This is a genomic window from Pseudoalteromonas sp. SCSIO 43101 (assembly GCF_023650775.1).
GTDB lineage: Bacteria > Pseudomonadota > Gammaproteobacteria > Enterobacterales > Alteromonadaceae > Pseudoalteromonas > Pseudoalteromonas apostichopi.
Genome location: NZ_CP072674.1, coordinates 523759 through 550436 on the forward strand (window position 1 = coordinate 523759; position 26678 = coordinate 550436).

Below are 26678 nucleotides of genomic sequence, written 5' to 3' on the forward strand. Positions count from 1 at the left end.
TATATTGGCGCTCTTACTAAATAATAAGAGCGTTTAATGAAAGTCCTTCATACATCTGATTGGCATTTAGGCCAACAATTCTACGAGCACTCCCGATTCGATGAACATCAAGCATTTTTTGCTTGGTTAACCGATACGCTTGTGTCAGAACAGATCGACTTACTACTGGTTGCGGGTGACATTTATCATACGGCAACGCCACCTGCCAGCGCAGAAAACCAACTCTACCAATTTATTAAAACCACTAAGCAGCATTGCCCAGACTTACACATAGTGATTATTGCTGGTAACCATGATTCAGCAAATCGAATTATGGCGGCAAAGCCCTTATTAGCTCAGTTTGATACCCATGTTGTTGGCCGCTTTGATAGCAACGCTCCTCATGAAGTAGTACTGCCAATCAGCACAAAAAACGGCGATGCGAATGTTGTTGCCATGCCATTTTTACGTAGCAGTGATTTAAGCAGCTATAACCGCCAACAAGAGCAACCATTAAGTTATAACCAAGCCGTTGCCCTTGCCTACAAAGATGCATTACAAGCAACAAGCGAATTACCAAACGCGCCATTAATTGCCATGGGTCATTTACATGCAAAAGGCGGAGACATCTCATCTGACTCTGAACGTAACTTAGTCATTGGTGGTGAAGATGCGATATCGGCAAGCATATTTACTGAACAACCTGATTATGTCGCGCTAGGGCACCTTCATAAAGCTCAAACCGTCGCGAAGAAAGAGACTATTCGCTACAGTGGCACGCCATTGCCAATGTCATTTTCTGAAAGGCGTTATCAACATCAAGTTGTAATTGTTGAGCTTAGTGACTCAGGAACTTCTGTAAACCCCCTTTACATTCCTAGCTTTTGTAAAGTCATGTTGCTACCAGAAAAAGACTGTGTGCCACTGAACGAATTATGTGAGCTTATAAAACAGCTCGATTTAACGGATGAAGATTTAGCGCCGTATCTTAGGGTTAAATTGAGCGCCCATGACACTGACACCACTTTTAGAGAACAAATAGAACAAGCCCTTGAAGGTAAGCAGGTTAAGTTTTGTGGCATTGAAAGGGTGCGACAGCAAAGCAGCCAGCAAGACGATGAACAAACCTTATTTGAAGATGTCTCGCAAATTGAAGCGCTGAACCCACATTCACTTTTAGAGCAAGCATTTGCAAATAATAAAGATATGGCAGGGCAGGCTGTGCCAAAAGAACTAGAAAGCTTATTAAGCCAAGTGATCGATGAATTGAATGCGGAGGATCTACTATGAAAATTTTAGCGATTCGTGTTCATCAACTCGCCTCTATCTTAGACGCCGAAGTCGACTTTAGCACTTCGCCTTTAAAAGAGGCGGGGTTGTTTGCCATCACAGGTGATACAGGCGCGGGGAAAAGTACTTTGCTTGATGCTATTTGCTTAGCGCTTTATAACAAAACAGCAAGATTACGCGGCGATACAGGCAATAAAATTGACTTTAACGGCGACAATATCAAACTCAATGACTCGCGAAATTTATTACGCCGTGGGGCAGGGCAGGGCTTTGCCGAAGTCGACTTTATAGGCCAAGATAAACAGCAGTATCGAGCAAGATTAAGCTTTAGCCGAGCGCGTAATAAAGCTGATGGCAAGTTACAGCCCGCACAACATAGCTTGCACTCACTACCTGATAAAATCCTGATCGCTGACAGAAGCGCAGCAGGTAAAGAGATCGAGCGTATTATTGGTTTGAGCTTTGAGCAGTTCTCTCGAGCAGTGCTGCTTGCGCAACATGAATTTGCAGCGTTTTTAAAAGCAACCGGTGATGAGCGTGCGCAATTACTTGAATGTTTAACAGGCACAGATAAATTCAGCCGTATTGGTCAGCGTATTTTTGAGCGCCACCGTGAGCAGCAGCAATCGTTAGAGCAGTTAAAGTTAAGTTTAAGTAATTATCAGGTTTTAAGCCCTGAAGAGGTCGAAACTAAACAAGCTGAGCAAACGGCGCTTGAGGCAAAACTTGCTGAGTCACAAAAACAAATAAAGCAATTCGAACAGTACCAAACCTGGTATAAGCAAGCATCTCAGCAGCAACAACAGCTAAACCAAGCTGAGCAAGCAAAACAAGAGTTACAACAGCAATTAGAAGCCCTTGCTGAAAAAGCCACTGAAGCGAAACAAGCTCAGCAATGCCTTGAAATAAAAGATAACCGCGAACGCGCCGCTACAATTACAGCCCAACAAGGTCAGCTAACCCAAAATCGTGAGCAGTTATTAAACGTTGACCATAAAGCACAGATCAAAGATGCTGAGCAAACGCTTGAAAAGCAAACCGTGCAACTAAACCAAGCAAAGCAAGCACAAAAAGACGCGCAACCTCTTATTAGCCAGGCCCGAGAGTTAGATAAGCAACTTGCCGTATTAAACCAGCAAGCAGCGACGCAAAAAGTACAAGCGGATAAAGCAAAGCACCATCATAAAGAGCTGACTAATACACTAAATAGCCATAAAGCAGAGCAGCAAAAACAGCTTGAGCAACAAGCACACATTAATAGCTACTTAGAAACACACGCACAGTGGCAGCCTTTAGCGAAAGACTGGTCATTCTTTAAAAGTGAGCTAAGCCGCTTTAGTCAGAAACAGCACACAATTAACCAAACACAGCAAAACGTAAAAGCTCTTCAACCTAAAATTGATGAGCAGCAAGCAGCCGCGCAGCAGTGCAAAACCCAGTTTCAAACCCTTGAGCAAGAAATTAAGCGCTTAAATGAACAAGATGCCGCCTTTAAATCGAGTTTAAATACCCAATCAATGGCGGATATTGATGCGGGGCTTGAGGCGATTAAGCACCTGATTGAAAAGCGCCAAGTGTGGCAAACTAATCAGCAGCAGTTAAAAAACTGGCAAGCCCAGCTAAACACATTAAGCCAAACTGAGCAGCAACTACAAACGGCATTAAAAGATGCACAGCAAGGGGCAGAGCAAGCACAGCAACAGGTTTCGCTTTGTGAGAAAAATTTACAGCAAGTGCAGCTAAGAGCCAGTGAGGGAGTCAGCCAGTTACGTGCCACTTTAAAAGCAGGGGAGCCTTGCGCGGTATGCGGCTCAAAAGAACACCCCTTTATGCATGAAGAAATGGTTAGCGAGCAATTTAGCCAGCTTATTAACGACTTTACCAGGGAGCTAACTAACGCCAAACAGCATTTAAAAGCTCAGCAAGCATTACAGCAAACTAAAAGTAATGAGCTGGCGGCATGTAGCCAACAGATAAGCTCGTTAAGCGGGCAAATCTCAGAACTGAGCGCTCAACAACAGAGCCTCAAAGAAACCATGGCAGCTAGCCGTACTGAGCTAAATGATTTAACCGAAGATCAGTTAAGTGAGCGTCAGCAACAGCTCAGCCTGCAAAAACAGCAATACTACAAAACCCTCGAGCTGCAACAGCAGCTGCAAAACACACTTACGGCTAAGCAAACTGAATATAATCAGCAAGGGCAAGCGCTACATAGCAAAGAGCAGCAATTAAACGAACTGCAACAACAGCTAAATAATCTGCAAACACGTTTAAATGAGCTCAATGATGAGCATCAGCAGCTCTATACGACACTAAATCAACAGTTCACCAGTGCACCTTGGTGGCACGCATTAAATGAACAAAGTATTTCTCTAGAGAACATCGCTGAACATGTTAAGGCCTATCAAGCTTCGCTACAAACTGCAGATGAGCTTAAAGCTAGCTTAAAAACGATTGAGCAGCACCTTGCTCATTTAACGCCGCAGCTTAACGAAGCAAATGCCTCTTTAACTCATTGCAACGAGCAACTAAGCCAAACTCAAAACGAACTAACGCAGATACAATCAAAGCGCGAGGGCTTATTGAGTAACGCTGCAATTTCGGTAGATGAGTTTATTGCAGAGCTAGAAAAGGCGATAGATTCAGCGCAGCAAGCACTGCAACTTGCCCAGACAACCCATAGTCATGCGGTAAAGGCGCGTGACGAACAAGCCATTCAAATCGCCAATATTGACGAGCGTGAGAAAGAACTAAACGCTGAACAAGCAGCGCTTAATGAACGCTTTTGCGTTTGGTTTAACGATTTTAAAGCGCAGCATCCAAACTTGGATGAGCAAGCAATTAGTCAGCTATTAACGATAAGCCCTACTGAAATCAAGCAAACTCTGGCTGAATATCACTCCGCCGAAAGCGGCTTAAAAGACGCTGAAGCTCTTTTAAAACAACGACAACAGGCTCTGGCTCAACATCAAAAAGATAAGCCAGCTCTGGGAGAAGGTGAGCTGCAAATACAACTTAATCAGGCCACAGAGCAACAAGTGCAAACGAATAACGCATTATTGCAAGTTGCGACGGAGCTTAAAACCCATCAACAAAATAGCCAAGCGCTGGCTGATAAACAAAAGCTATTAGTGGAACAACAAAGAAGCTATGAGCACTGGTATCTACTCAATAAGGTGCTAGGAGATGCAAGCGGTAAAACCATGCGTAATCTAGCGCAAACACAAACCTTAAAAATACTTCTGCACTACGCGAATAGTCACTTACAGACACTAAACAAACGCTACAAATTAACAGCCATAGGACAAACACTCGATATCGCAATTATCGATAAAGACATGGCCGATGAGCAGCGCTCTGTAAATACGTTATCTGGCGGCGAGTCATTTTTAGTGTCGTTAGCACTGGCATTAGGTCTTGCATCGTTGTCGTCAAATAAAGTGCAAATAAACTCTTTGTTTATCGACGAAGGGTTTGGTACTTTGGATAGTGAAACGTTAAGCATCGCGATGGATGCTCTTGATTCTCTGCAAGCACAAGGTCGCAAAGTGGGCGTTATTTCTCACGTATCGGAAATGACCGAACGCGTTGCCACGCAAGTGCATGTGGCGAAAAAACCAGGTGGTTATTCGACCATCTCAGTTATTTAAAGGATTAGCATGCCAACTTTTAATCACGAAGAAGCAAGTCACTACGACGAACGTATTTTGCGCCTAGTTCCAGGTTATGAGCTATTACATCAAGCAACCGCCGCCCAACTGGCAACAACGCTGAGCGATGATGCGTGCATTTTAGTTGTTGGAGCCGGAACAGGTAAGGAAATCATCGAATTAGCAGCATTAAACCCTAGCTGGCAGTTTATTGCTCAAGATATTTCACAAGACATGCTCGATATTGCCGAGCAGCAGTTTGGTCAGCATAACATCAGCGACCGCGTGACTGTACACTGCGGTGATATCAACGACATCGACAGCCAATGTGACGCAGCATTGTGTTTATTGGTAATGCATTTTGTTGAAGATAACGGCGACAAAAAAGCGCTATTAAAAGCGATTCACAGCAAACTTAAAAAATCGAGCAACTTATACATTGCCGATTTAATGCGCCCAGAATCTGCTTTTGAACGTGAATCACAGCTACAGCTTTGTACGCAGTTAGGTTTAACCGAAGCCGGCGTAGAGCACACGCGCCACAATCTAGAGCACGAGTTTTATCCATTAGACCGAATTCGTTTTTCAGAGTTAATGAATGAAACCCGATTCAGCACCCCAAAACAGTATTTTAAAGTGCTGGGTTTTACAGGGTATGTGGTTGGGAGTTAGCTACTTTACGGAGCTGACGGCTGATAGCTGACAGCTCTTTTAAATTCCGAGAACCTAATACCCCGCGGCCTGTCCGTCTTTACGGGTTTCAGATGCGCCGTAATAAACGCCGGTTTTCGGGTCTTTCAATATTGCTTGATAACCACCGTATGGGCCAACGGCGTCTTGTAAGGTGTGGCCTTTTTTCATTAACTCGCGGCGGGTTTCCATCGAAAAGCCTGACTCTAAACTAACAAAACCACCGTCTTCCATAATCTCACCGGTTGGTTGCGATGAACCAGTGTGCAGAATACGCGGTGCATCACCGGCTTCTTGGAGGTTCATGCCAAAATCAATCATGTTGATCAGTATTTGAGCATGCATTTGTGGCTGTGTGGCACCGCCCATTACGCCATAACTCATATATGGCTTGCCATCTTTGGTGACAAACGCAGGAATGATTGTATGAAATGGTCGTTTGCCTGGCTCATATTGGTTCATGTGGCCTTTTTTAAGCGCGAACATTTCGCCACGGTTTTGCAATACAAAGCCTAATTTTGCCGGTGTCATACCTGAGCCCATGCCACGGTAATTACTTTGAATAAGTGAAACCATGTTGCCGTCTTTATCGGCGGTCGTCATATAGATGGTATCGCCTTCTACTGGGCCTGCATGGTCGCGTTTTGCGGCTTTGTTAGGGTCTATCAGTTTACGTCTTTGGTCAGCATATTGCTGCGAAATAAGTGTTTGTACGGGAATGGTGTTAAACGCTGGATCGGCGTAGTACTTTGCACGATCAGCAAACGCGAGCTTTTTCGCTTCAACAAAGGTGTGTACGTATTCTGGGCTATCAAAACCCATTGCTTTGATATCGTAACCTTCAAGAATATTCAAAATTTGCTGTGCAGCAATACCTTGACCATTTGGTGGCAATTCCCAAAGCGTATACCCCCTATAATCGGCGCTCACAGGCTTAACCCATTCACTATGGTGCGCAGCTAAATCTTCATAGGATAAGTAGCCGCCGTTTTCTTTCATGTAGCGACCAATTTCTTTAGCTATATCGCCTTTGTAAAAGGCATCGCGGCCGCCTTTGGCAATTTTGCGATAGGTATTTGCAAGGGCAGGGTTCTTAAATATATCGCCTTTTTCAGGCATTGCTCCATCAGGCATGTAAACATCTTTAAAACCCGGGTATTTACCACGCGCAGCTACACTTTTTTGCATGTAATAGGCAATCAGTTCCGACACAGGGAAGCCATTTTCGGCATAGTCGATAGCAGGTTGTAATAGCGTTTTCATTGGCGTTTTGCCGAACTTTTTGTGCAATTCAAACCAACCATCAACAGCACCAGGTACCGACACTGGCAAGGGCCCATAAGCAGGAATATAGTCCCCCTGTGCTTTTAAAGTATCAAAAGACAAGCCTTGTGGTGAACGACCAGAGGCATTTAAACCGTAAAGTTGCTTAGTTTTGTTATCCCAAACAATGGCAAACAAGTCGCCACCAATTCCACATCCTGTTGGCTCAACAAGGCCAAGCACTGCGTTTGCTGCAATCGCCGCATCAATGGCATTTCCACCATCTTTTAATACTTGTAAGCCCACTTGCGTAGCTAACGGCTGTGATGTTGCAACCATACCTGATTGTGCGATGACTTCAGAACGACTTGCAAAGTTATGTCCTGTGATGCGATCGTAAGCTTGAGTAGCGCCTGTTGTACCTAAGCATATAGCGAGCACTAAGCTTTTAATGAGTGGAGTTGGTTTCATAGTTTTTGCCCTTTTTATTGTATTAATCACTATAAAAAGCATTTAAAAATGAGGCAATGGCTTTGCGTTCGAGTGCGAAAAATCGCGATTGACTTCAAAAATAAGAGAAGTGGCGGACATTTTACCTAAAAACAATCCAAATTAGTAAATAGCAGAGCCATTTAAGCACGGCTGCGCAACTGTCGATACTTCGCCGTGAGAATGCATCTCCTCTGCTACAAACTCATCAACAATTCGGTCTATTTGACCTTCTTGCTTCATGGTATCAAGCGCTTTTTGCAGTGCAGTGATCACCTCTAGCGACGTATTTTTGTTAAGCGCTAAGTAATTACCCACTAAAGCAGGGTGCTTAAGCTCAAATACCGGTGTTACTTGTTCTGGATTCATACCCACATTCATCAATTGTGATGAAAGAGTAAGAGACGAGCCAATTAGCAAGTCATGCTTACCTTGCTTAAACATTTTTAGCTCTTCAAACTTTTTTGAGTAAGTTAAAAATTGCTGGCCTTCAGTTAGGTTAAAATCAGCTAGAACGGTTTGATATACATCACCACGAGATACGCCAATGGTGTAGTTTTGCAACGACTGATTACTCGTTACTTTAATGTCGTTGCGGTTATTTAAACGGTATAAACAAGAATGCCCAGATACCAAAGGGCCAACCCAATAAAATTGAGTTTCTCGCTTTGCGGTACGCGAAGTAGAGTAAATTCCTGCATTCGGTTGGGCGAGCGTTTGTGACATTGCGCGCTTCCAAGGCAATACACTAAACGTACAGCTCAACTTGGCTCTTTCGCACAAAGATTCCATGATTTTGGTGTTAATACCGGTGAGTTGATTGTGCTGCAAAAAGTTATAGGGTGGAAACACTTCGGTGTATAAAGTCAATTGTTCAGCACTTGCCACTGCTGTGCTTGCTGTGAATAAACTCACTATTGTTAAATGCTTAAACATCGCTCTTAACTCCAGTTTTTGCTGGTTATTCTGGTTTAACAATTCGACTTAACTGCTTTTGCAGCGTATTTAAACAAAATGGTTTGATAATAAAGCCGTTTACTCTTGCTGTAATCATCTCGTTGACCGTTTGCTTACTATCTTCGCACGTCACCATAAGTACGGGTAAATCTCTAAGTTCAGAGGATTCACGAATATGATTAAGCAAGCATTTACCATCCATTTTCGGCATGTGTAAATCAGTTATTATCAGGTCAAAGCTTTGCTTTTCTAGTAAATCTAACGCTTGCGCGCCATCAGTCGCCTCTGTTATATCCTTATAGTTTAACCTACGCAACATGTTTATAAGCACATGGCGCATCAAGGGCATGTCATCGACGACCAGTATTTTCATCTGAAGTACTATTAATTTTTGCGGTATTCTAAGCTTAGTTTGCTAACTCAATAACGCAATAAACTAGAAACTAAGAGAAAATATCTGCGACTAACTGACTAAGACGTGCGATTTTAATATTGCTTAACTGACGGTAATCAAAATAAGGGCAGACAATCACTTTATCTGATTTACTAATAGCAAACTCATCATCAAGCCAAGTTAGCTGACTACTGAGAAGCCCATCATTGATAAGCTTTTTGGCATAAGTTCGCCCTGCAATAATATGTAATTGCTTTGGTTTGTCTAATAACGGCGGGCTAAACAGTAATGCCGTTTGACTATGTGCTTGTAGCAGTTGTTCATCGCGAAAAGTCTGCCAGTCAGGTGCGCATTTAGCAAAATCATAATATTCACTTGGTAGTGCAAACAGCACTTTGCCATACACGTTAAAAACTTTACGCCAACCATTTCCGCATGCTTGGTTTATTTCGTTAATTTGGCCGGTTTGCATTACATGTAAATGGTCAAGCTGTTGCCAAGCAGGCATTGGCGGGCGTTTTTCTATATAAACAGCGACTTTAAACGCCTCATCACCAAAACCGATTAGCGCTCTGCTATTAGCGACACTCATGACTTTTTAGCTAGAATTCGGTCTAGGTTATTAGCAAAGTTCTGGCGATCAGCTTGGCTTAACGGCGGTGGGCCGCCGGCCATTTCAACGCCACTAGAGCGCATTGTATCCATAAAGTCACGAACGTTTAAACGTGAGCGAATATTTTCAGTTGTATATAACTCACCGCGAGGGTTGAGCGCTTGGGCACCTTTTTCGATAACTTCTGCAGCCAAAGGGATATCACCGGTGATCACCAAATCACTCGGCTCAATGCGCTTAACGATTTCGTTGTCAGCAATATCAAAACCCGAAGATACCTGCAAACGGCTAATATACTTTGAAGGGGGCACTCGCATCGCATGGTTCGCCACTAATGTGGTGAAGGTTTGTGTGCGCTCTGCGGCACGAAATAATATTTCTTTAATAACGACGGGGCAGGCGTCTGCATCAACCCAAATCTTCATACTGTTCTCACTTTAATTTTTGACTTTAATAGTTTACCGTAATTGAACTAAATTAGTGCCATTAACGTATTAATTTGTTTGATTTTTAAAAGGGAGTAAAAGCGTGCAAACATCATTAAAGCTAATCGGAATTTTATGTATCACAGCTATTTTATCTGCGTGTACAGGAGTGCCAGACGATATCAAACCCGTCGATAACTTTGAGTTAAACAAATACACAGGAACTTGGTACGAAATTGCACGTTTAGATCATTCATTTGAGCGCGGCCTAGAGGGTATTACTGCCGAATACTCGATTAACCCAGATGGCAGTGTGAAAGTTATCAATAAGGGATATAGCGCTGAAGATCAAGAATGGCAGCAAGCTGAAGGTAAAGCGAAATTTGTCAAGCAACAAGACATAGGCCACTTAGAAGTATCATTCTTTGGGCCATTTTATAGCTCTTATGTAGTGTTCGAATTAGATAAGCAAGATTATCAATACGCTTATATCACTGGCTATAACAAAGAGTATTTATGGTTTTTGTCACGCACCCCTAACGTTACAGAACAGCAAATGCAGGACTTTATAAACACAGCAAAAAAATATGGTTTTAAAACAGACGAGCTTATTTATGTTGACCATAAGAGCTTGTAAAGGGGCTTTACAACTTTCTTTAAACTATCACGAATGTGCAACACAACTGTAATGGAGGGTGAGCATAATACTCACCATTAAATTGTAGCAACATGTGATCCCCAATTTAATCCCCTGCTTGGGTAGGCATTGCCTACCCATTTTTTTATATCAATTCCTGAATTAGGTATTATTTCGAATTGGTATCAGATCAGTTTTTTACTAACTAAACTAGAAAATCATCACTGAAAAGCCACTTAACAGCAAGACAGACATAGTTAATAAACTGACATGCTTAACCCAAGAAACAGTAAAACTGAATAAAATCATTAATATAAGTACACTTAATGCCATATAGCCGCAAAACAGCAATGCGCCATATCCAGCATCTGACAGCACACAAAGTACTAAACTTAGTAAAATATTGATCCAGCCACTTAATAAAAAGCTATTTCTTTGTTTTTCAGTCAATTTCTTTTTAAACACATCACGAAAATGATTAAATTTTGCAAGTGCAAAACAATTAAATCCTAAAAAGCAGAGACTAAATTGTAGTAATTCCATCATCCTTGTTGCTCCTTTAAAATCCTGTTTTTATTTGATCTACCTTTATTTGTAGTGGTTTTATGGCTTGGTATTTTTTTGCTTTGTAGTAAAAACAGCCCCCCAGCACAAATAAACGCACTATCAATACCAAATAAAGCCCACTGTTTAGTTAGTAAATACGTGATCCAATTACCATCTGTTGTCAGCGCATTTACAATAGGCACTAATAAGCAAGTAGCAGCGTTTAACCATGCACTATAGCGCCAATGATGTTTTTCTCGGCCGATCACAGCAACAACTAGCGTCGCAAGCCAAGCTAAGAAAAACACGAGTATTTCTTTATCGGCACGCCCAGCTAACTCTAAAGGTAATAGTCGATTAGCAATGAAGAATGCTGCGGTTGCAAGGGGTAAACCCATCAGTGTGGCTAAATTTAGTGTCTCAACGAACTTAAGTCCAAAGCTTGGTTTTTGCTCTGCTTTAAGTCTCTCGCGTAAGCGCTTTGCCCACATGATGCAGCCTGTAGCTATCATGGCACAGCCTGCTACGCCACAGAAAAAATACAACCAACGCAGTAATGGCTCGGCTAAACGGCCGCTATGTAATGCTGTCATTGAGTCATAAAACTGCGCCGAAGCGCTCCAATCTTCACCTGAGCTCGCTTCGAGCTCACCTGTTACACCATTAAATAAATAGCGTGGTCCGTTATCTACAAGCTCTTTGTCGGTTGCCAAATAAACCACTATTTGTGAGGTCGCTGTATTCGCATTTCTCACAAACACGTGGCTAATGTCGGCATTCGGTGACTTAGTATAAATCTGATCTAATACCTCTTTGATTGCCACCATAGGGCGCTGCTCTTCACTGGGCTTAGCACGCTTGTTAATGGGCAATGCCTCTTCAAACATTTGTCTTAAGCCATTTTCATATACGGTTTCAGCGGGGTAGGGGAACAGCATAAATATCAGAGTAATAATACCCGTATAGGTGATCATAATATGAAACGGCAACGCTAATACCGACGAAACATTATGTGCATCTAGCCAACTTCGGCTGCCTTTGTTAGCTCTAAAGCTAAACATATCTTTAAAAATGCGCTTATGGATCACAATGCCAGTGTTCAATGCTACAAGCATAAATAATGAGGCTAAACAAACAATTATCCTTGCAGTAAAAACGTCTATGTAATGCAAATCAAAGTGTAAGCGATAGAAAAAATTCCCCCCTTTAGTATCTCGAGGCGCTGGCAATTGCTCTAAATTATTAGGGTTCAAATAGGTATAATTGAAAGGCGCACGACGCTGCCCTGGCTGTTTAGGCTCAGCAAATCCATAGCTTAAAACTGGATTTCGAGATTCAGGTAAGTTTATTCGCCACGATAATGAGTTAGGTGCCTGCAACTGTAATTGCGCAAACACATATTTAATTTGATCGGCTTGAGACTGAATACGCTTAGGCTGATGCTGCACATGATGCGTTTCGGGCTTAGCCCAAATAGTAATTTCATCCTTAAAAAAGCTGATAGTACCAGCAAAAAATATCAAGAATAATAACCAACATACCAGTAAACCGACCCAGGTGTGCAGCCAAGTCATTGAGCGGAAAAAACTCTCTTTCATAACCACCCCTTAATCAATGAAAGGGCCAGTAATTGCCCACCAGTAGTTAGTAAAATTGTGATCCATACAGTCTTTAAAGACTTAACTGCAAACACCCAAATAAATACACAACAGTAAAAAAATACCGATAGAGTCGTAGTTAAAAGAACACTGTCGAGTTTATTAAGTGGTAATAACACAGCTAATAACGAAATAAGTACACTGGTAAAAGCGTAACCACCAATGATGGCTGCAACAAAACGCAAAAATACAGCGACACGATAAGATAGGCTCACAGAACCCTTTTTAGCTGTAATTTTAGGGTGATTGTTTGTCACTGCATCTAATGATTGAGAGTGCATGATAATCCCTTAAAAAAATAACACGAGAAGAAAACCACATATTATATCGCCGCCAAACAGAAAAGATAGTAATTATCATTTGCGTAAGCGTATTTAATAATGAAACAAATTCATCCTGTATTTTTGTTAGTAAAATAATGATCTGCTAGCTTTGTTCTGAGCATTGTCATATGGTGTTATGAAACTAAAAAGAGGTTGTAATGAAAACAATAGGCTTAATTGGTGGTATGAGCTGGGAGTCAACGCAAAGTTACTATCAACTTTTAAATCAAGGCATTAAAAATGAACTTGGGGGGCTACATAGCGCCAGAATAGTACTTGTCAGTCTCGATTTTGCCGAAATAGCAGAACTACAACAGCAACAGGATTGGCCACAGATGGCCGAAATACTGATAAAAGCAGCCAAACAGGTTGAAGCTGCTGGCGCCGATTATTTATTGATTTGTACTAACACGATGCACAAATTAGCAGAGCAAGTACAAGCATGTGTTTCTATTCCTTTGTTACATATTGCTGATGCAGTTGGTGAAAAGCTAATACAATGTAACCATAAAAAAGTGGCTTTGCTGGGTACTCAATTCACTATGGAGCAAGGCTTTTATAAACAACGCTTAGCAGATAAATTCTCTGTAGACGTTTTAATTCCTGATGCTCAGGAGCGTGAAATAGTGCATCGTGTGATTTATGATGAACTATGCAAAGGCATAATCAATCCAGAATCCAAAGCCGAGTACCTAACAATTATTGATAATCTAACTAAGCAGGGTGCAGAGTCCATTATTCTTGGTTGCACTGAAATAGCATTGCTAGTTCAGCAATCCGATGCCTCAATTCCATTACTTGATAGTACAGCACTGCATTGCGCCATGGCGCTCAAGAATAGTTTAAAATAGGAACAAATTATGTCGAACCACCATAGCTTAAATTATGTTGAGTTTGCAGCAAAAGATTTAGCTGCAACAAAAGCGTTTTTTCATCAAGTTTTTAAATGGCAATTTACCGATTACGGGCCTGAATACAGCGCATTTAGCGTTGAATCAGCGGGCCTTGACGGTGGTTTTTACCAAGCACCTCTAAGTAGCTCAACCTCTAATGGCGGTGCGCTAGTAGTGCTTTATTCAAATAATATTAAAGAGACTCAAGCACAGGTAGAAAAACACGGCGGCACAATTATTAAGCCTTTGTTTGATTTTCCTGGAGGCTGTCGTTTTCACTTCACAGAACCAAGTGGTAACGAGTTAGCTGTTTGGTCAAAACAAGCATAGATCATATTTTTACTAACTCATGACTACTCAATCATTATTAGAACAAGTTAGTAAATGCGTGATCTGCGAGACTCATTTACCACTTGGCGCTCGGCCCGTTATTCAATTTAATTCACGGGCTCGTATTTTAATTGCTGGTCAAGCGCCAGGGATAAAAGTACATGAAAGTGGCAAACCATTTGATGATGCTAGCGGTGAAAGGCTTCGCTCTTGGCTTGGCGTAAGCAATGAAGAGTTTTACGATAATAGTAATTTTGCTATTCTGCCAATGGGCTTTTGTTACCCAGGAAAAGGTAAGTCGGGCGATTTACCACCGAGAAAAGAGTGCGCGATTACATGGCGTGAAAAACTTTTAGCACAGTTAACTAATATTGAACTCACCATTATCTTAGGTAAGTACGCGCAGGCATATCATTTACCCCACACTAAGCAGTTACCCTTAACTGAGTTAGTAAAATCGTGGCGTGAATATTGGCCAAGTTACCTGCCATTACCTCACCCAAGCCCTCGTAATAATATCTGGCTGAAGAAAAACCCATGGTTTGAGCAACAAGTATTGCCTGAGCTTAGTAGTAAAATACGTGCAATTTTAGCAAGGTAAAAAATGGAAAATAACTTTTTTGCTGAAAACGGCTATTGCCATGTAAAGGGGCTTTACACAGCGAATGAACTTGGCAAGATAAGGCCCATTCTCGATAAGTTTCATTATAACTGGCTGCTAGAAAACCAACGTTTTTACCAATCCAGAGGGATTAATAGCTCAGGGTTGACTGGCGCTGCATGTTTAAGTACTGAAGAAAAGTTTACCCTTTTTGAATTTATCTGTGCCGATACTCTATTGAATCAGGTTAAAGGCGTTGTTGCTGAACCTCAGTTTATGAATACTCAATTATTTTTTAATCCTTACAATCCCAAACAAGCAAACTATTGGCATCGCGATATGCAATATCACTTAGAGCTTGATGCACAAAAGGCCGCACTTTATGGCCCTGAAGTTTTACATTGCCGAGTAGCTTTTGAAGATGAGCCGGGAATTGAGCTAATACCGGGCAGTCACAAAAACTGGGATTCAGACGAAGAACTAGCTGTAAGATTGGGGCAGCAAGGAGCTAAAAATAATGATTCGCTGAGACGCGGAAAACAAGTTGCATTGAAGAAGGGTGACTTACTCATATTTTCGGCAAATATGATCCATCGGGGCTTGTACGGCATGAATCGATTTGCCCTAGATATTTTGTACTTTGAACGTCACCCGAGCCTGAATGAATTTGTACAAACTGGATTTTTACCAACTGCAGAACAAAAGCAGCATCTAAAAAACGCAATGGTATTCGAGTAAGTAGAAAAAGCGGCTCACTAGCCCAATGCCAGTCAGTTAAGCTGACTGGCATTTCTTTTTTTATGTGGGTACTTTGATGGCTTAGGCTTAATCGCTCTTGGATACCGCCTATCTTCTCTTCTAGGTGGCAGCTTAAATAGTCTTAGCGTACCTAACAGGTGCTCCCAGTGAATTGGGATATTACCGGGGCTCATAATTGATATTGATGAGAAGTATTGAATAACTGCCATCGAGCAGCTTGAGAAACTGAGTTGGTTAGGCCATATTCCTTCAGCTTTTGCTGCTAGGGTCATCAACCTTCGAATTAAATTGTATGCTAGGAGGATCCCCCATAGCTCCTGTCTGACCATATCAGGGCGCTTGCTTCGAAGATGATATGTGCTATCTAGCATTGTTTGCTTTATTTCTCGATACCCTAATTCTATTTCCCAGCGATGGCTGTATAAATCAACAATTTCGCTACTTGGAAAACGAAGCCTATCTACCATCGAGGTTAATATTCGGTAATTTTTACCTTTTATGGTTTTACTAACCAATCTTGCTTTAATAACTTCTGGAACATCGGGGAAATTCTTTTGCGCATGCTTAGTGGTTTTAAGCTCAATTATCAGGTCATTGTTACCAACCTTAGAAACGACTTCGTATTGTAAATCAGGTCTTGCAGGTATTAGCCAATGCCTTTCTTCTCCAGTGCTGTGCCATCGATTTAACAAGCCCAGTGAATAGTATCCTTTATCAAACATGGTCAATGAGTGGTTAGGTGTACGCTCAATCAGTCGTTCAGCAAGCTTCATTTCATTCGTCTTATAGTTATCAAACTCACTGCTTATCAGTTGGTGGCTGGTGAGTTCCATATGACAAACCATACGAATTTGTGGGAATCCTGTATCACCATATTGGTTGCTAGCCGATGAGAATGCTTCACGATTTTCATCTGAATCGGCCGTACGCCAAACAACGCCATCAACCGCTAATAAATTTAACCCAGCCCACGTGTCAAACTCTTCTGTATGGTACATATTATCAGCAGCTTTATTAAAGACTTGCTTAACGGGGTCATCACCTAATCGCTGGCGAGCTTGAACCATGGCACTTGGGGCGACTAACTGATTTTTGCCAGGCAGCATAATGTCTAGTTTATTCGCAATATTCCAGACAGACTCTTTACGGAATAATGCCATGCCAATAACAGACCAAAGCACAGCTTCTAGAGGCAACCTGCGTTTTCTAACTGTGGCTACTCCTGCTTGTTGAAAGCCTTGTTCAATAAGGTCAGAAGATAAAATTTCAGATAATTTTTCAAACGTGTGGTAACGAGTGCTTTCTTCGAAAGCAGAATGAAGAGCTTGTTCTATATTCACAAAAAAATCCGTAGTTAGTTGCCTAACTACGGATTGTGCATGATCATTCTGATCGGTCAACTGATCAACTTCTTAACTGATCAGCATTAGGCTCACTAGCCGCTTTCTTTATTTTATTGTACTGTTACTGCAACATCGCGAATAACTCTTTTAACTGCGGCATGTATTGCTTAACTAAGTTAATATTACTTTCGCTAACATCTGCTGTTGCAGTACTGGCTTTAACACCTTCTAAAGCACCCGCCATTGAGCGAGCCCCCGCATTAGATGATGATGCCGTTAGGCTTTGTAAACCACTCATCGCTTGGTTTACACGTTGCTTGTTCTCTTCAGACATACCTGCTTTAAGGTTTTCTAAATAGGCAAGAGATACTTCTGAGCCAACTGTAACTAACTGCTCAGGAGTGAAACCGTATTGTTTGGTTAACGCTGCAAACTCAGTGTAAAGCTCATGCCTTTTAATGTGGCCTAATGCATCCATAACAGAGGAACTATCTGCACCATTAGAGCTTCCTAACATACTATCGAGATTCAAACTTTCAAGCTCTGGTTGGTTTTGCGACCAATTTACCACTGCTGGCAAAGCCCTGATATAACGCTGTAGCTGGCTTTCAGTAATATCTTCTGCGAAGCTAGAAAAACTCATCGCCAGTAGGCTTATTGAAATAAATAGTGCTTTCATTGTGATCTCCTTTCTTTCAAATTGGTTAGCAATCGGCTCACATAGTCGAGTAATTATGTTTGACCAATTACAAATGTTATAATCCTTTTTTTACCATAGCTAAATGAACCTGATGTTAACTATTTCTAATACTGTCACGATTGCTGAATGGGAGCTCGACTTTAGTGCGATCCGTTCTCAAGGTGCTGGCGGACAGAACGTCAATAAAGTGGCTACAGCAATTCACCTACGCTTTGATATTAACCGATCAAAATTACCTGACTTTTACAAACAACGTTTGCTTAATTTAAATGACTCTCGAATCACCAAAGAGGGCGTAATTGTCATTAAGTCGCAAAGTCATCGTACACAAGAGATGAACAAAGAAGATGCGCTTAGCCGTTTAAAAGAAATAATCGTAAACGCTACACAAGTACAAAAGAAACGTAGAGCAACTAAACCCAGCAAAAGCTCTCAGAGAAAACGTATGGACAGCAAAACCAAAAGAGGACAAACAAAAGCATTACGAAAAAACATAAAACCCTAACCTTAGCACCAGAAAACCGTGTCAAAAATGAGCGAAACTGTAAAGAAGTGTAACTTGTTAACAAAGTTAATTGATGGTTAATCCTGCCGCGTCTATAATAGTAATACAATTTCACAATAATAAAGGAGGGGCGTATGGGCCAAAAATCACGTTTTTTTGCAGCTGCAATGATAACGCTGTCAACGATGCCTATTTCAAGCTTTGCTGTAGATTCTTGGCAAGCTGGAAGCGCGTATCCGCAAGGTAGTGAAACCTGTTATAACGAAATTCTTTATAAAGCCAGATGGTGGGCAACACCTGGAGAAGAACCAGGCAGTTCTCAATGGGGCGCTTGGGTTGCAGATGTTGCTTCAAAAACTTGCGTACAAAGTGTTGTAAAAAAGCAAGAGGATTTATTAAAGTCTTTACCCACAATTTTCGAACCAAATAATAAAAAAGGGAGTACTGAATAACTCCCTTTTTTGTGCATATTAGATTTTACTCGAATGTGTGATGCCTTGTCATTTCAAAGCGATTTAAAATGTGATGCATAATGTACACTGCACATAAGCTCAGCAGTATTGCCACTGATACTGACGAAAAGCGATAAAGTGCGCTGTATACTAGATCTTGCCCCGGCCCCAATGACTGGCCAAACAAAATGCCAAATGTAGTAATAATACCAAAACCGACACCTGGAATACCCCCACCAATTATATGATAACGACTAAAGATAAAAGTTAAGATCCATAGAATTAACGCCGGAAATATCAAAATATCAGTATGGTTGTACAAGAATAACTGTGAAACTAAGGCCAAATTACAGCCAATTAAAGTGCCTATAGCACGTTGCCATGCAGCCATACCAGCCGCTTTCCAGCATAACGAAAATAAGATCAGAACAAATGCTGCTTGAGCAGAAATTGAATCTTGTAAATCAAAAACCTGAAAAACCACAAATGACAAGGTTGCCACCGTTGAGCAAAGTAATACCTCATGGCGTACACTTTCTTTTGCTTTTTCTGGCATCTGACGGCCTTGGCGCGGTGAAACATCTGGGAATAAACCATGCATTAGCATCGAAAACACCACAGTAACCACAACTGCAACGGCATTACTAATAATCAGCGGATAAATACTTACCCCTCCACCTGTGTAGGTCGAAAAATGCAATTGAATAGACAAGCTGACCACTGTTGTAGCGCCAAATAAAAAGTTAGCGCCACGACTCATTTGATAGAATAAAAAGGCAAATGCCACAAAGCAGATCATCGTCATAACAACAGGCAAGTGAGAGAACAGCCCTTGCACTACAAGTACAAATAATGCACTGAATACAGCGCCTGCGTAAAACTGTCGAATGATATGCATGTTTAACACAGGCACTAAGCCGAGCAATAGCATAGGGTAAACAGTAAAAAAGATGCCATTAGGCCAGTTCATCAATTTTGCCAGTGCAAACCCTAATGCTGAGCCCGTAGCAATGCGAAGCGCCTGGCGCAAGCCATTGCCATCGAGTTGCAATACAGACATAGCTCACCCAGCCTTAGTAAATGAAGTGCAGAACACTGATAAAACGGATTTGCATGCTCGCAAACCAGCTACCGATGCTAGAGTCAGGCAAAAGCTGTACGGTTGCACGAGCACCACTTGGGAACTTAGCTAGCATCTGGTGTTCATCAAGTTGAATATGAATACGTTGACGCTGTGCATCTCGTACCCAACGATTGCTGCTTTCTGTGGCACTGAGTAAACCGTTTGCATTGAGCTGACCGTCACTTACACCGGCTTCAAAACTAATAATTTTGCCAGTAAACACTTTTCCCGGTAGCGCATCAAAGCTTACTTTTGCAGTACTACCAATTTGTACGTGAACTAAAGACTTTTCACGAAAATCAGCCACTAAATCAGCCTTATTGGCAACAATCGCCATTAACGGCTGGCCCTTATTAGCATAAGTACCCGGTGTTACTTGTAAATTTGCTGTTTTACCGTCGGTATCGGCAGTCACTGTGGTGTACGACAAATTTAGTTTCGCTTGCTCAAGCTGATTTAGGGCATGGCGAAGCGCTAAATTGTCATCACCCTTTTTACCACGCGCTAATTTAGCCTCGCTAAGCTGCGCTTCAATTGCAGCTACATTCGCTTTGCTTGATTGGTAGTTTGCATTGATTGTTTCGTACTCTTGCTCTGAAATAGAGCGCTTTTTCAATAACGACTCACCGCGCTCGAACAGCAACGTTTGCTCATGCAGCTTAGCTTGAGCAGCAGCTAACTGCGCTTCTATTGCCTTGACACTACTATCTAAACGTTGGTTTTGTTGTTTCGCATCATCATAAGCAAGTTCAGCTTGTTGAACGGCAAGCTCAAAAGGCTCATCGTTAATCTTAAACAAGGCTTGCTGTTTTTCGACGGCTTGATTATTGGTCACTAATACGTCAGTCACACGCCCACTTACTTGTGGCGTCACTTGCACAACAGGGTGATACACACGGGCCTGTGGTGTGACAGGCATGTATAGATCAGCAATCACAAAATATAAAAATAAAACAATGAAACCCGCCAAAGAGATTTTTACGTAACGGGCAAATTTTTGATCTGGCGTCATAAAGTTACTTATCTCCTGAATAATGACGGATACACTGGCGAGCGTTTTGCTCCATCTGAATTAAACCATGTGCCATAGTATCGAGTTGTTCTGTGGTCAAATCGGCATAAAGATGCTCTTTCACATCAGCGATAATCACTTGTAATGTGTCTAACAATTGTAGACCCTGCTCAGTGAAGTACAGACGTTTACTGCGTTTATCTTCAGCATCAGCTTTGCGAGCAATAATCTCTTGTTGCTCAAGCTTCTTAATAGTGCGAGTCAACGATGGCATTTCAATACCTAAGCTGCTTGCCAACTCTTGCTGCGTACAACCTTGGTTTAAATGAGACAGGTGCATCATTGCAGTCCAACGAGATTGAGTGAGTCCAAGAGGCTCGACCGCCAAAGTTACTGCATCGCGACATAATCGATGCACACGGCCCATACTGCCGCATAATGTTAAATCAAGAGTTTCGTGAAAAGGGGGAGTAGAGGACATGATGCGCTCCATTTACTTAGCATGCTAACTATTTTAATGTAGTTAGCATGCTAAGTAAATATTAGTGCAATTAATAAAATAGATAGCAATGTTCGACAAAAACGAATAACAGCAAAAGTTATCTGCTTAATAATACTAATTAGCAATTAACTCTTTGATATGGCTTTCATAGAGGTCTAATTTATCAGCTAAAAATCCAGTGTGTTGATATCGAACTATACCTTCTTTATCGATTAAAAAGCTGCTCGGCATCCCTTTCAGTTGGTATTGCCTACCAATAACAGCATCAGGGTCGTAAATAATATTAAAGTTCACAGCAAACTCAGTTAAAAACGCATCAGCATCACTGCGCTCAACATCAATGTTTACAGCTATCACTTTAAGTCCTTGCTCTTGATACTTACTTTGCATGGCAATAAACCAAGGAAATGACCGCCTACAAGGGCTACACCAAGATGCCCAAAAATCGAGTAACACGATTTTCCCTTTATATTGATTCAAAAGTTTAGACAATTGTTGCTGGCTTGCCGCTAAAGGAGCGGTAGAAGGGTGCTCTGCCGTAGCAGCAGAGCAAGCAAATAAAAGAAATGCAATTAAGCCGTATTTGATCATTGATAATTTAATAAGTTCGCTGGTGAATATTGGTCAGTGAGTACTTTAGTATCAGCAGGCCAATCTTGATTACCCTTAGTATAAAACAAATGCTCGCTGAGTAACTGCAAATCAACATCGTAAGGTGTTAACTTATTTGCGAGTTTGTTGGCTCGTTCAGCTAACTGTTGCTGGCTAGGCATAGTATCGAAGCCAGCTAAAATAATGCGATTAGAGTTTTCATCGGTCACAACATTGACAAAGTCACCAAACACATCGAAGTAAGTTGCCGACTCATGCTGGTAAAGTTTACTCGATGAAAAAGTATTTGCAGCGATAATTCCGCCATCAGCCAAAACACTTTTTACTTCCGTAAAAAACTCCTTAGTAAGCAGGTGCTCTGGGATATAGTCGCCATTAAAGGCATCAAGAATTATCCAATCGTACTTTTGTTTTTTAAGTGCGGCACGTTTAATAAAAATACGACCATCTTGCACTTTTGACGTTACTTTATCAGTTTCTACAAAACTAAAAAAATCACGGGCAACTTTGATTACCGCAGGATCAATTTCAACATTTTCGATATGAGCGCTAGGGTAAAGCTCATGAATGGTATTAGAAAGCGAACCGCCCCCTAACCCAATGATCAATACATTCTGAGGGTCATCAATAAATAGTAAGCTTGCAAACGTCATTTTGGTGTAATTAAACACCAGCTTTTTAGGCTTACTTTTATACATACAACTTTGCGTACTTTTACGGGTTTTTTCGTTAAATTTTAAACACAATAAATCGCCAGACTTCTCCACTAAAATATTGCGATAAAGCGAGCGTTCTTTATGAATTACTTCGGCAAAGCCATTAAAGGGTAGTGTCATGATCAAACAAACCATTAAGACTCTAAACATACAGTACGCTCCTTCGTTTTTATTTGACTAACAACAATTGCAAGCAACCCAAGCAAGCCTAAAACCGCGGCAAAGGTTTTAATGATGTCGTTAACATCAAATGCTAGCACCATATAAAAAGAGGTAATAATCGTGCCAAGGGCGCTTCCTAGAGTGCTCACAAAATACAAACCACCGGCAACCTGACCACTTTTTTCATGATCGGTAACCAATAATCGCACTGAGTAAGGTGAGATCATGCCGAGTATTGTTGTTGGGATAAAAAACAATGCCGTTGAAGCCAGTAACGAGCCGTAACGACTGTCTTCAATATAGGTGAAAATAAAGGTCATAATTGGCTCAGCAAACAATACAATTGGCACAACCATAATGCTAGCCACAAAGAAGATTAGGCCATATTTAGTTAATGACGGGTTGCGGATTGAAAGCTTGCCACCAAGCAAATAGCCGATCGATAAGCTCAACATAAATACAGTGATGATACTGCCCCATATATGCACACTACTGCCAAAGTACGGCGCTAAAATTCGTCCGCCTAAAAGCTCAATTCCCATAATACAAAAGCCGCTACTAAAGGCTAAAAAGTAGATAAGCGCATTGATCTTATTCATTAAACACCCGCTGATTTTATTGTTATTTTGCCCATCTTAACCTGATGCTGATAAGGATGCTATGACTGTTTTTTAAGCTGTAAAGGCCGTTGACAAAATGAGGGGTAATAAAATAAATAATGAAAAAGGCTAGGTTAAAGCACATATGCTCTGGTATTTTAACGGGAACAAAAAACAAGGATAAATGCAATGGATCAGCAAGTAACGAAAATCAATATCGACAACCCAACGACTTTATTTGGCCTCAAGGTTCGCACCAGTAATATGAACGAAATGAGTGGTAAAGGTGCCAAAATTGCAGGCTTATGGCAGCAATTTTACACAGACATAGCGCCAAATTTAACGCCATCTAGCAAAGTATATGGCGTATACACTCACTATGAGTCAGATGTCACAGGGGAGTTTGATGTATTTGCTTGTACTGACCAGCAAGTCACTTCACCAGAGACAGAACAAACTACACTTGCCACAGGTAACTACCTTCGCTTTAGCGCCAAAGGAGCCATGCCACAAACCGTTATAGATGTTTGGGGTCAAGTTTGGCAGTACTTTAGTAATGAACAATGCCCACACATCCGAGCATATAAAACTGACTATGAGTTTTATAAAAGCAGTGAAGAAGTTGAGGTGTTCATTTCGGTAGAATAACGTTAAATCGAATTTATAATGTAAAGCCCCATTACACAACAAAGCCGCTTATTGCGGCTTTGTTTTGTAATCTTAATTGATGTATCTCAGTGCTAACTGTTCAGCCTTAGCATAGGCATTAGTCAAAGAACGTTGATGCCTGCTGTCGTTAAATTCTTGATACTCACAAGCAATTTCATCAATATGCTGAACACCTAAATACTTACTCAACGTTTTAATGTGCGGCACTAAATGACTCATACTCTCTCGTATACCACCTGCCTCAAAGCCAAACTCACCCGTTGAGGTTATAACCAGCAAACGCTTACCACTTAATAATGGTTGCAAAGGGAAATCCCCCCGCTGCAAATCAAAGTCAAATGTTTTATTGATCCTAACGATTTGATCAAACCATGCTTTTAGTTGTGCGGGCATGCCATAGTTATACATAGGCGTTGATATCACTATGGTATGAGCGTTAACCAATTCATTTATCAATTCATCTGATTCGGCCAGTACTTCTTTTTGCTCTAGCGTTAACTTGTTGGCAGGCGTAAACACAGCACCAATCCAAGATTGATTAATAAATGAAGGTGGATTCATTCCAACATCACGGTAAATATACTCAGCTATAGCATTGTTTTGCTGTAAATGATTTACAAATTGCTTAGCAATATTTTTAGAGATTGAGTCGTGATTAGGGTTTGCGTTTTTAGCTGAACGCACACTAGCATCAATGTGTAGCAGAGTAGTCATAGTAAATACCTCATTAGTTAATGTGTTGGTATCATCATTAAATGTGCGCCATTTAACAAACGAGTTATAATTCACTATAAGTAAGTTATACTCATCTATAAATTTAGGTGGGTTCAACTATGCATATATCATTACAAGCTTTAAAAGCCTTTGAATCAGCTGCACGATTAGGTAGCTTTAAAGCAGCCGCCGCTGAGCTTGCGATTACGCCTACAGCGGTATCGCACCACATTGCTAATCTAGAAAGCCGCTTGAATACTGATTTATTTCATCGCGAAGTGAGAAAGATAACCTTAACTCCATCAGGCGAGTACCTAAGCCAAAACACAACTAGCGGCTTTAAGCTTATTTTTGCGGCAATTGAACAGGTGAGCCAAGCACATAACCAAGTACGTATCACCACAACATCTTCTCTAGCAGCCCTAAGATTAATACCCGCTTTAGAAGAGCTAAATAACAAAAAACCACATTTACAGCTTGATATATCAACCAGTGAAACTTTAGATAAGCAGCTTCATACCTTGCCTGTTCGGCTAGGAAATAGTGAGGAAGTAAACAAATCAGATATCATCAAGTATGAGCGCTTTGATGTGTTTGCAGCAAGCTCAGATAAAAGCCCCCCTTGGCTTGATGAACAGGTCACTTTATACACAAGCCAGTGGAAAAATAATGCGCTACCTGCTCCACCATTAGCGCAGTGGCTCAAAGTAAATAACCTAAATGACTCATGTTTCGAGATAAAAACATTTGATCAAGAGCTATTTAGTATAAATCAGGTGCTCGCCAATAAAGGCGTGGTGTTTTGCTCAAAAACCTTGGTTCAACCTTATTTAAATTCAGGGTTACTAACACCATTTAATAGCCAAGATGTTGAATCAAAACTATGTTACTACATCCCCGAAAAAAATCGCTTTGAAACATCTATACAAAAAGTTGTGATTGAGTGGCTTGAGCGTTTACTAAATTAGTGTTGTACAAATAACCTTCATTTAAGTTACTGTGGTTTAGTAAATTTTAGCCACCAAAAAGGATGTTGTTGTGTATAAATTACTACTCTTTGCCAGCCTATCTCTTGCTGTTTTTTCTACCAGCGCAGCGAAAATTATCGATGATGAACACGTAACAAAAGAAACAGACTGCTTCACAGGCATCTTTGCTGACTATGATTCGTGGCACCAATTTATAGCGCAAAAGAATAAACGCAAAGCTAAAACCGAGACTGAGTACTTAAAGCGTATTAAAGCCTTTGAAGAAACCTTTTCACAAGATATGTTCGATAACTTTAAAACAAATTTAACCTGCCATAACTTTAAATATAAGGTTGATGATGTTGAAGTGCTTGGTTATATCATCAAACCTAAAGTCATCAAGAATAAGCTACCAGTATTAATTTATAACCGCGGCGGTAACGGTAATTTTGGCAGTGTTTATTTTGCAGCAATGATGCGAAATTTATTTCCTTTAGCAGAGCAAGGCTTTGTGGTTATCGGCAGTCAGTACCGCGGTACATTAACAAAAAATGATGATTTAGATGAGTTTGGTGGCAAAGATGTTAATGACGTACTTGCGCTTATTGATTTTATTCCTCACATAGCAAGTGCAGATGAAAACCGTATTGGCATGTTAGGAGTAAGTAGAGGCGGCATGCAAACCCACGTTGCGATGCAACACACAAACAAGATTAAAGCCATTGCAACCATTGCAGGGGCGACCGATTTAGTTAAAGAGCTTACGTTTAGACCTAACATGGAAAATAACGTGTATGTACGTCGTATCCCCAATTATAAAGAAAACAAACAAGCAGAGCTTAAAGCACGCTCTGTAATGAACTGGGTTGATAAGCTCTCGCGTAAAGTGCCCATATTACTTATTCATGGCAGTGACGATAAACGAGTATCGGTCGATAACTCAATTCAATTTGCCAAAGCGCTAGATAAGCATCATATCCCCCATAAGCTTGTGGTGTATGAAGGTGACAACCACTTTTTAATGAACCATAAAAAGCAACTAGAAACAGAGCTAGTGAATTGGTTTAACACTTATTTGTAACTTTTTTGAAAGTAAAAAGGGCC

At 41.1% G+C, this 26678-nt stretch carries 30 protein-coding genes; 13 read left to right on the forward strand and 17 right to left on the reverse strand.

Annotation, left to right across the window (positions count from 1 at the left end):
• The first annotated feature begins 36 nt into the window (after positions 1-36).
• The 3 genes from J8Z25_RS19360 to J8Z25_RS19370 are packed head-to-tail and all read left to right on the forward strand — an operon-like array spanning position 37 to position 5591.
• A complete protein-coding gene (locus J8Z25_RS19360; protein WP_167657326.1) occupies positions 37-1269 on the forward strand; it encodes an exonuclease SbcCD subunit D in 1233 nt (410 codons plus the stop codon).
• Positions 1266-4919: an SbcC/MukB-like Walker B domain-containing protein gene (locus J8Z25_RS19365; protein WP_250662086.1), complete on the forward strand. Its 3654-nt coding sequence runs from the start codon at positions 1266-1268 to the stop codon at positions 4917-4919. Before J8Z25_RS19360 ends, J8Z25_RS19365 begins: the two co-directional genes overlap by 4 nt.
• Positions 4920-4928: 9 nt before the next feature.
• Complete coding sequence (locus tag J8Z25_RS19370) at positions 4929-5591, forward strand: class I SAM-dependent methyltransferase (protein WP_250662087.1); 663 nt, start codon at positions 4929-4931, stop codon at positions 5589-5591.
• A gap of 54 nt (positions 5592-5645) precedes the next feature.
• On the opposite strand, the gene ggt is transcribed toward J8Z25_RS19370, so the two are convergent.
• The 5 genes from ggt to J8Z25_RS19395 all read right to left on the reverse strand — a co-directional run bounded on the left by ggt (position 5646) and on the right by J8Z25_RS19395 (position 9750).
• Entirely contained in the window at positions 5646-7343 is a 1698-nt protein-coding gene (gene ggt, locus J8Z25_RS19375) for a gamma-glutamyltransferase (RefSeq protein ID WP_250662088.1), read from the reverse strand.
• A gap of 141 nt (positions 7344-7484) precedes the next feature.
• On the reverse strand, positions 7485-8297 hold the full coding sequence (locus tag J8Z25_RS19380) for a substrate-binding periplasmic protein (protein WP_250662089.1): 813 nt from the start codon (positions 8295-8297) through the stop codon (positions 7485-7487).
• Positions 8298-8322: 25 nt separating this feature from the next.
• Complete coding sequence (locus tag J8Z25_RS19385) at positions 8323-8691, reverse strand: response regulator (RefSeq protein ID WP_167657322.1); 369 nt, start codon at positions 8689-8691, stop codon at positions 8323-8325.
• Between the two features lie 70 nt (positions 8692-8761).
• Entirely contained in the window at positions 8762-9304 is a 543-nt protein-coding gene (locus J8Z25_RS19390) for a DUF6942 family protein (protein ID WP_167657321.1), read from the reverse strand.
• Positions 9301-9750: a YaiI/YqxD family protein gene (locus J8Z25_RS19395; RefSeq protein ID WP_130052334.1), complete on the reverse strand. Its 450-nt coding sequence runs from the start codon at positions 9748-9750 to the stop codon at positions 9301-9303. Before J8Z25_RS19395 ends, J8Z25_RS19390 begins: the two co-directional genes overlap by 4 nt.
• 103 nt (positions 9751-9853) lie before the next feature.
• On the opposite strand from J8Z25_RS19395, the gene J8Z25_RS19400 reads away from it, so the two are divergent.
• On the forward strand, positions 9854-10387 hold the full coding sequence (locus J8Z25_RS19400; RefSeq protein ID WP_239977456.1) for a lipocalin family protein: 534 nt from the start codon (positions 9854-9856) through the stop codon (positions 10385-10387).
• A 210-nt stretch (positions 10388-10597) separates the two neighbouring features.
• Here the strand turns inward: J8Z25_RS19400 and J8Z25_RS19405 are convergent, their stop codons facing one another.
• From J8Z25_RS19405 to J8Z25_RS19415, 3 genes are read right to left on the reverse strand one after another with little or no spacing between them, the layout of a single operon-like run.
• Positions 10598-10933, reverse strand: coding sequence for a DUF3325 domain-containing protein (locus J8Z25_RS19405; protein ID WP_167657320.1), 336 nt, complete (start codon positions 10931-10933; stop codon positions 10598-10600).
• A complete protein-coding gene (locus J8Z25_RS19410) occupies positions 10930-12531 on the reverse strand; it encodes a PepSY-associated TM helix domain-containing protein (protein ID WP_250662090.1) in 1602 nt (533 codons plus the stop codon). The genes J8Z25_RS19405 and J8Z25_RS19410 overlap by 4 nt, the downstream gene beginning before the upstream one ends.
• Positions 12528-12872 carry a hypothetical protein gene (locus J8Z25_RS19415; protein ID WP_175580338.1) on the reverse strand — a complete coding sequence of 115 codons (345 nt, stop codon included), beginning with the start codon at positions 12870-12872 and terminating at the stop codon, positions 12528-12530. Before J8Z25_RS19415 ends, J8Z25_RS19410 begins: the two co-directional genes overlap by 4 nt.
• 200 nt (positions 12873-13072) lie before the next feature.
• On the opposite strand from J8Z25_RS19415, the gene J8Z25_RS19420 reads away from it, so the two are divergent.
• Genes J8Z25_RS19420 through J8Z25_RS19435 form a run of 4 tightly spaced genes read left to right on the forward strand, consistent with a single transcriptional unit; the run spans position 13073 to position 15476 of the window.
• A complete protein-coding gene (locus tag J8Z25_RS19420; protein WP_130052337.1) occupies positions 13073-13765 on the forward strand; it encodes an aspartate/glutamate racemase family protein in 693 nt (230 codons plus the stop codon).
• A gap of 9 nt (positions 13766-13774) precedes the next feature.
• Positions 13775-14137, forward strand: a complete 363-nt coding sequence (locus tag J8Z25_RS19425) for a VOC family protein (protein ID WP_130052338.1) — start codon at positions 13775-13777, stop codon at positions 14135-14137.
• Between the two features lie 19 nt (positions 14138-14156).
• The gene (locus J8Z25_RS19430) at positions 14157-14738 is read left to right on the forward strand and encodes a uracil-DNA glycosylase family protein (protein WP_130052339.1); all 582 of its coding nucleotides are present in this window, start codon (positions 14157-14159) and stop codon (positions 14736-14738) included.
• A 3-nt stretch (positions 14739-14741) separates the two neighbouring features.
• A complete protein-coding gene (locus tag J8Z25_RS19435; protein WP_250662091.1) occupies positions 14742-15476 on the forward strand; it encodes a phytanoyl-CoA dioxygenase family protein in 735 nt (244 codons plus the stop codon).
• A gap of 32 nt (positions 15477-15508) precedes the next feature.
• On the opposite strand, the gene J8Z25_RS19440 is transcribed toward J8Z25_RS19435, so the two are convergent.
• Positions 15509-16837, reverse strand: coding sequence for an IS4 family transposase (locus J8Z25_RS19440; protein ID WP_062564240.1), 1329 nt, complete (start codon positions 16835-16837; stop codon positions 15509-15511).
• Positions 16838-16961: 124 nt separating this feature from the next.
• Complete coding sequence (locus J8Z25_RS19445; protein ID WP_130052341.1) at positions 16962-17519, reverse strand: short-chain dehydrogenase; 558 nt, start codon at positions 17517-17519, stop codon at positions 16962-16964.
• A 112-nt stretch (positions 17520-17631) separates the two neighbouring features.
• Here J8Z25_RS19445 and arfB point away from each other — a divergent pair, with 112 nt between their 5' ends.
• Both arfB and J8Z25_RS19455 read left to right on the forward strand, forming a co-directional pair.
• Entirely contained in the window at positions 17632-18045 is a 414-nt protein-coding gene (arfB, locus tag J8Z25_RS19450; protein WP_130052342.1) for an alternative ribosome rescue aminoacyl-tRNA hydrolase ArfB, read from the forward strand.
• A 134-nt stretch (positions 18046-18179) separates the two neighbouring features.
• A complete protein-coding gene (locus J8Z25_RS19455; protein ID WP_167657316.1) occupies positions 18180-18497 on the forward strand; it encodes a hypothetical protein in 318 nt (105 codons plus the stop codon).
• Between the two features lie 25 nt (positions 18498-18522).
• On the opposite strand, the gene J8Z25_RS19460 is transcribed toward J8Z25_RS19455, so the two are convergent.
• From J8Z25_RS19460 to J8Z25_RS19485, 6 genes are all read right to left on the reverse strand, one after another.
• On the reverse strand, positions 18523-19557 hold the full coding sequence (locus J8Z25_RS19460) for a DUF2955 domain-containing protein (protein WP_250662092.1): 1035 nt from the start codon (positions 19555-19557) through the stop codon (positions 18523-18525).
• A gap of 13 nt (positions 19558-19570) precedes the next feature.
• The gene (locus tag J8Z25_RS19465; protein ID WP_130052345.1) at positions 19571-20632 is read right to left on the reverse strand and encodes an HlyD family secretion protein; all 1062 of its coding nucleotides are present in this window, start codon (positions 20630-20632) and stop codon (positions 19571-19573) included.
• Positions 20633-20636: 4 nt separating this feature from the next.
• Positions 20637-21113, reverse strand: coding sequence for a MarR family winged helix-turn-helix transcriptional regulator (locus tag J8Z25_RS19470; protein WP_130052346.1), 477 nt, complete (start codon positions 21111-21113; stop codon positions 20637-20639).
• 135 nt (positions 21114-21248) lie between these two features.
• Complete coding sequence (locus J8Z25_RS19475) at positions 21249-21725, reverse strand: TlpA disulfide reductase family protein (RefSeq protein WP_250662093.1); 477 nt, start codon at positions 21723-21725, stop codon at positions 21249-21251.
• Positions 21722-22612: a spermidine synthase gene (locus J8Z25_RS19480; protein WP_250662094.1), complete on the reverse strand. Its 891-nt coding sequence runs from the start codon at positions 22610-22612 to the stop codon at positions 21722-21724. Before J8Z25_RS19480 ends, J8Z25_RS19475 begins: the two co-directional genes overlap by 4 nt.
• Entirely contained in the window at positions 22597-23223 is a 627-nt protein-coding gene (locus tag J8Z25_RS19485) for a fused MFS/spermidine synthase (RefSeq protein WP_130052349.1), read from the reverse strand. The genes J8Z25_RS19480 and J8Z25_RS19485 overlap by 16 nt, the downstream gene beginning before the upstream one ends.
• Before the next feature lie 189 nt (positions 23224-23412).
• Here J8Z25_RS19485 and J8Z25_RS19490 point away from each other — a divergent pair, with 189 nt between their 5' ends.
• Positions 23413-23871 (forward strand): GyrI-like domain-containing protein, encoded by a 459-nt coding sequence (locus J8Z25_RS19490; protein ID WP_167657313.1) that lies wholly within the window; start codon positions 23413-23415, stop codon positions 23869-23871.
• 72 nt (positions 23872-23943) lie between these two features.
• On the opposite strand, the gene J8Z25_RS19495 is transcribed toward J8Z25_RS19490, so the two are convergent.
• Positions 23944-24606 carry an FMN-dependent NADH-azoreductase gene (locus J8Z25_RS19495; RefSeq protein ID WP_130052351.1) on the reverse strand — a complete coding sequence of 221 codons (663 nt, stop codon included), beginning with the start codon at positions 24604-24606 and terminating at the stop codon, positions 23944-23946.
• A gap of 119 nt (positions 24607-24725) precedes the next feature.
• Between J8Z25_RS19495 and J8Z25_RS19500 the strand changes: the two genes are divergently transcribed.
• Complete coding sequence (locus tag J8Z25_RS19500; RefSeq protein ID WP_250662095.1) at positions 24726-25574, forward strand: LysR family transcriptional regulator; 849 nt, start codon at positions 24726-24728, stop codon at positions 25572-25574.
• Between the two features lie 70 nt (positions 25575-25644).
• A complete protein-coding gene (locus tag J8Z25_RS19505; RefSeq protein WP_250662096.1) occupies positions 25645-26655 on the forward strand; it encodes an alpha/beta hydrolase family protein in 1011 nt (336 codons plus the stop codon).
• Positions 26656-26678 lie beyond the last annotated feature (23 nt).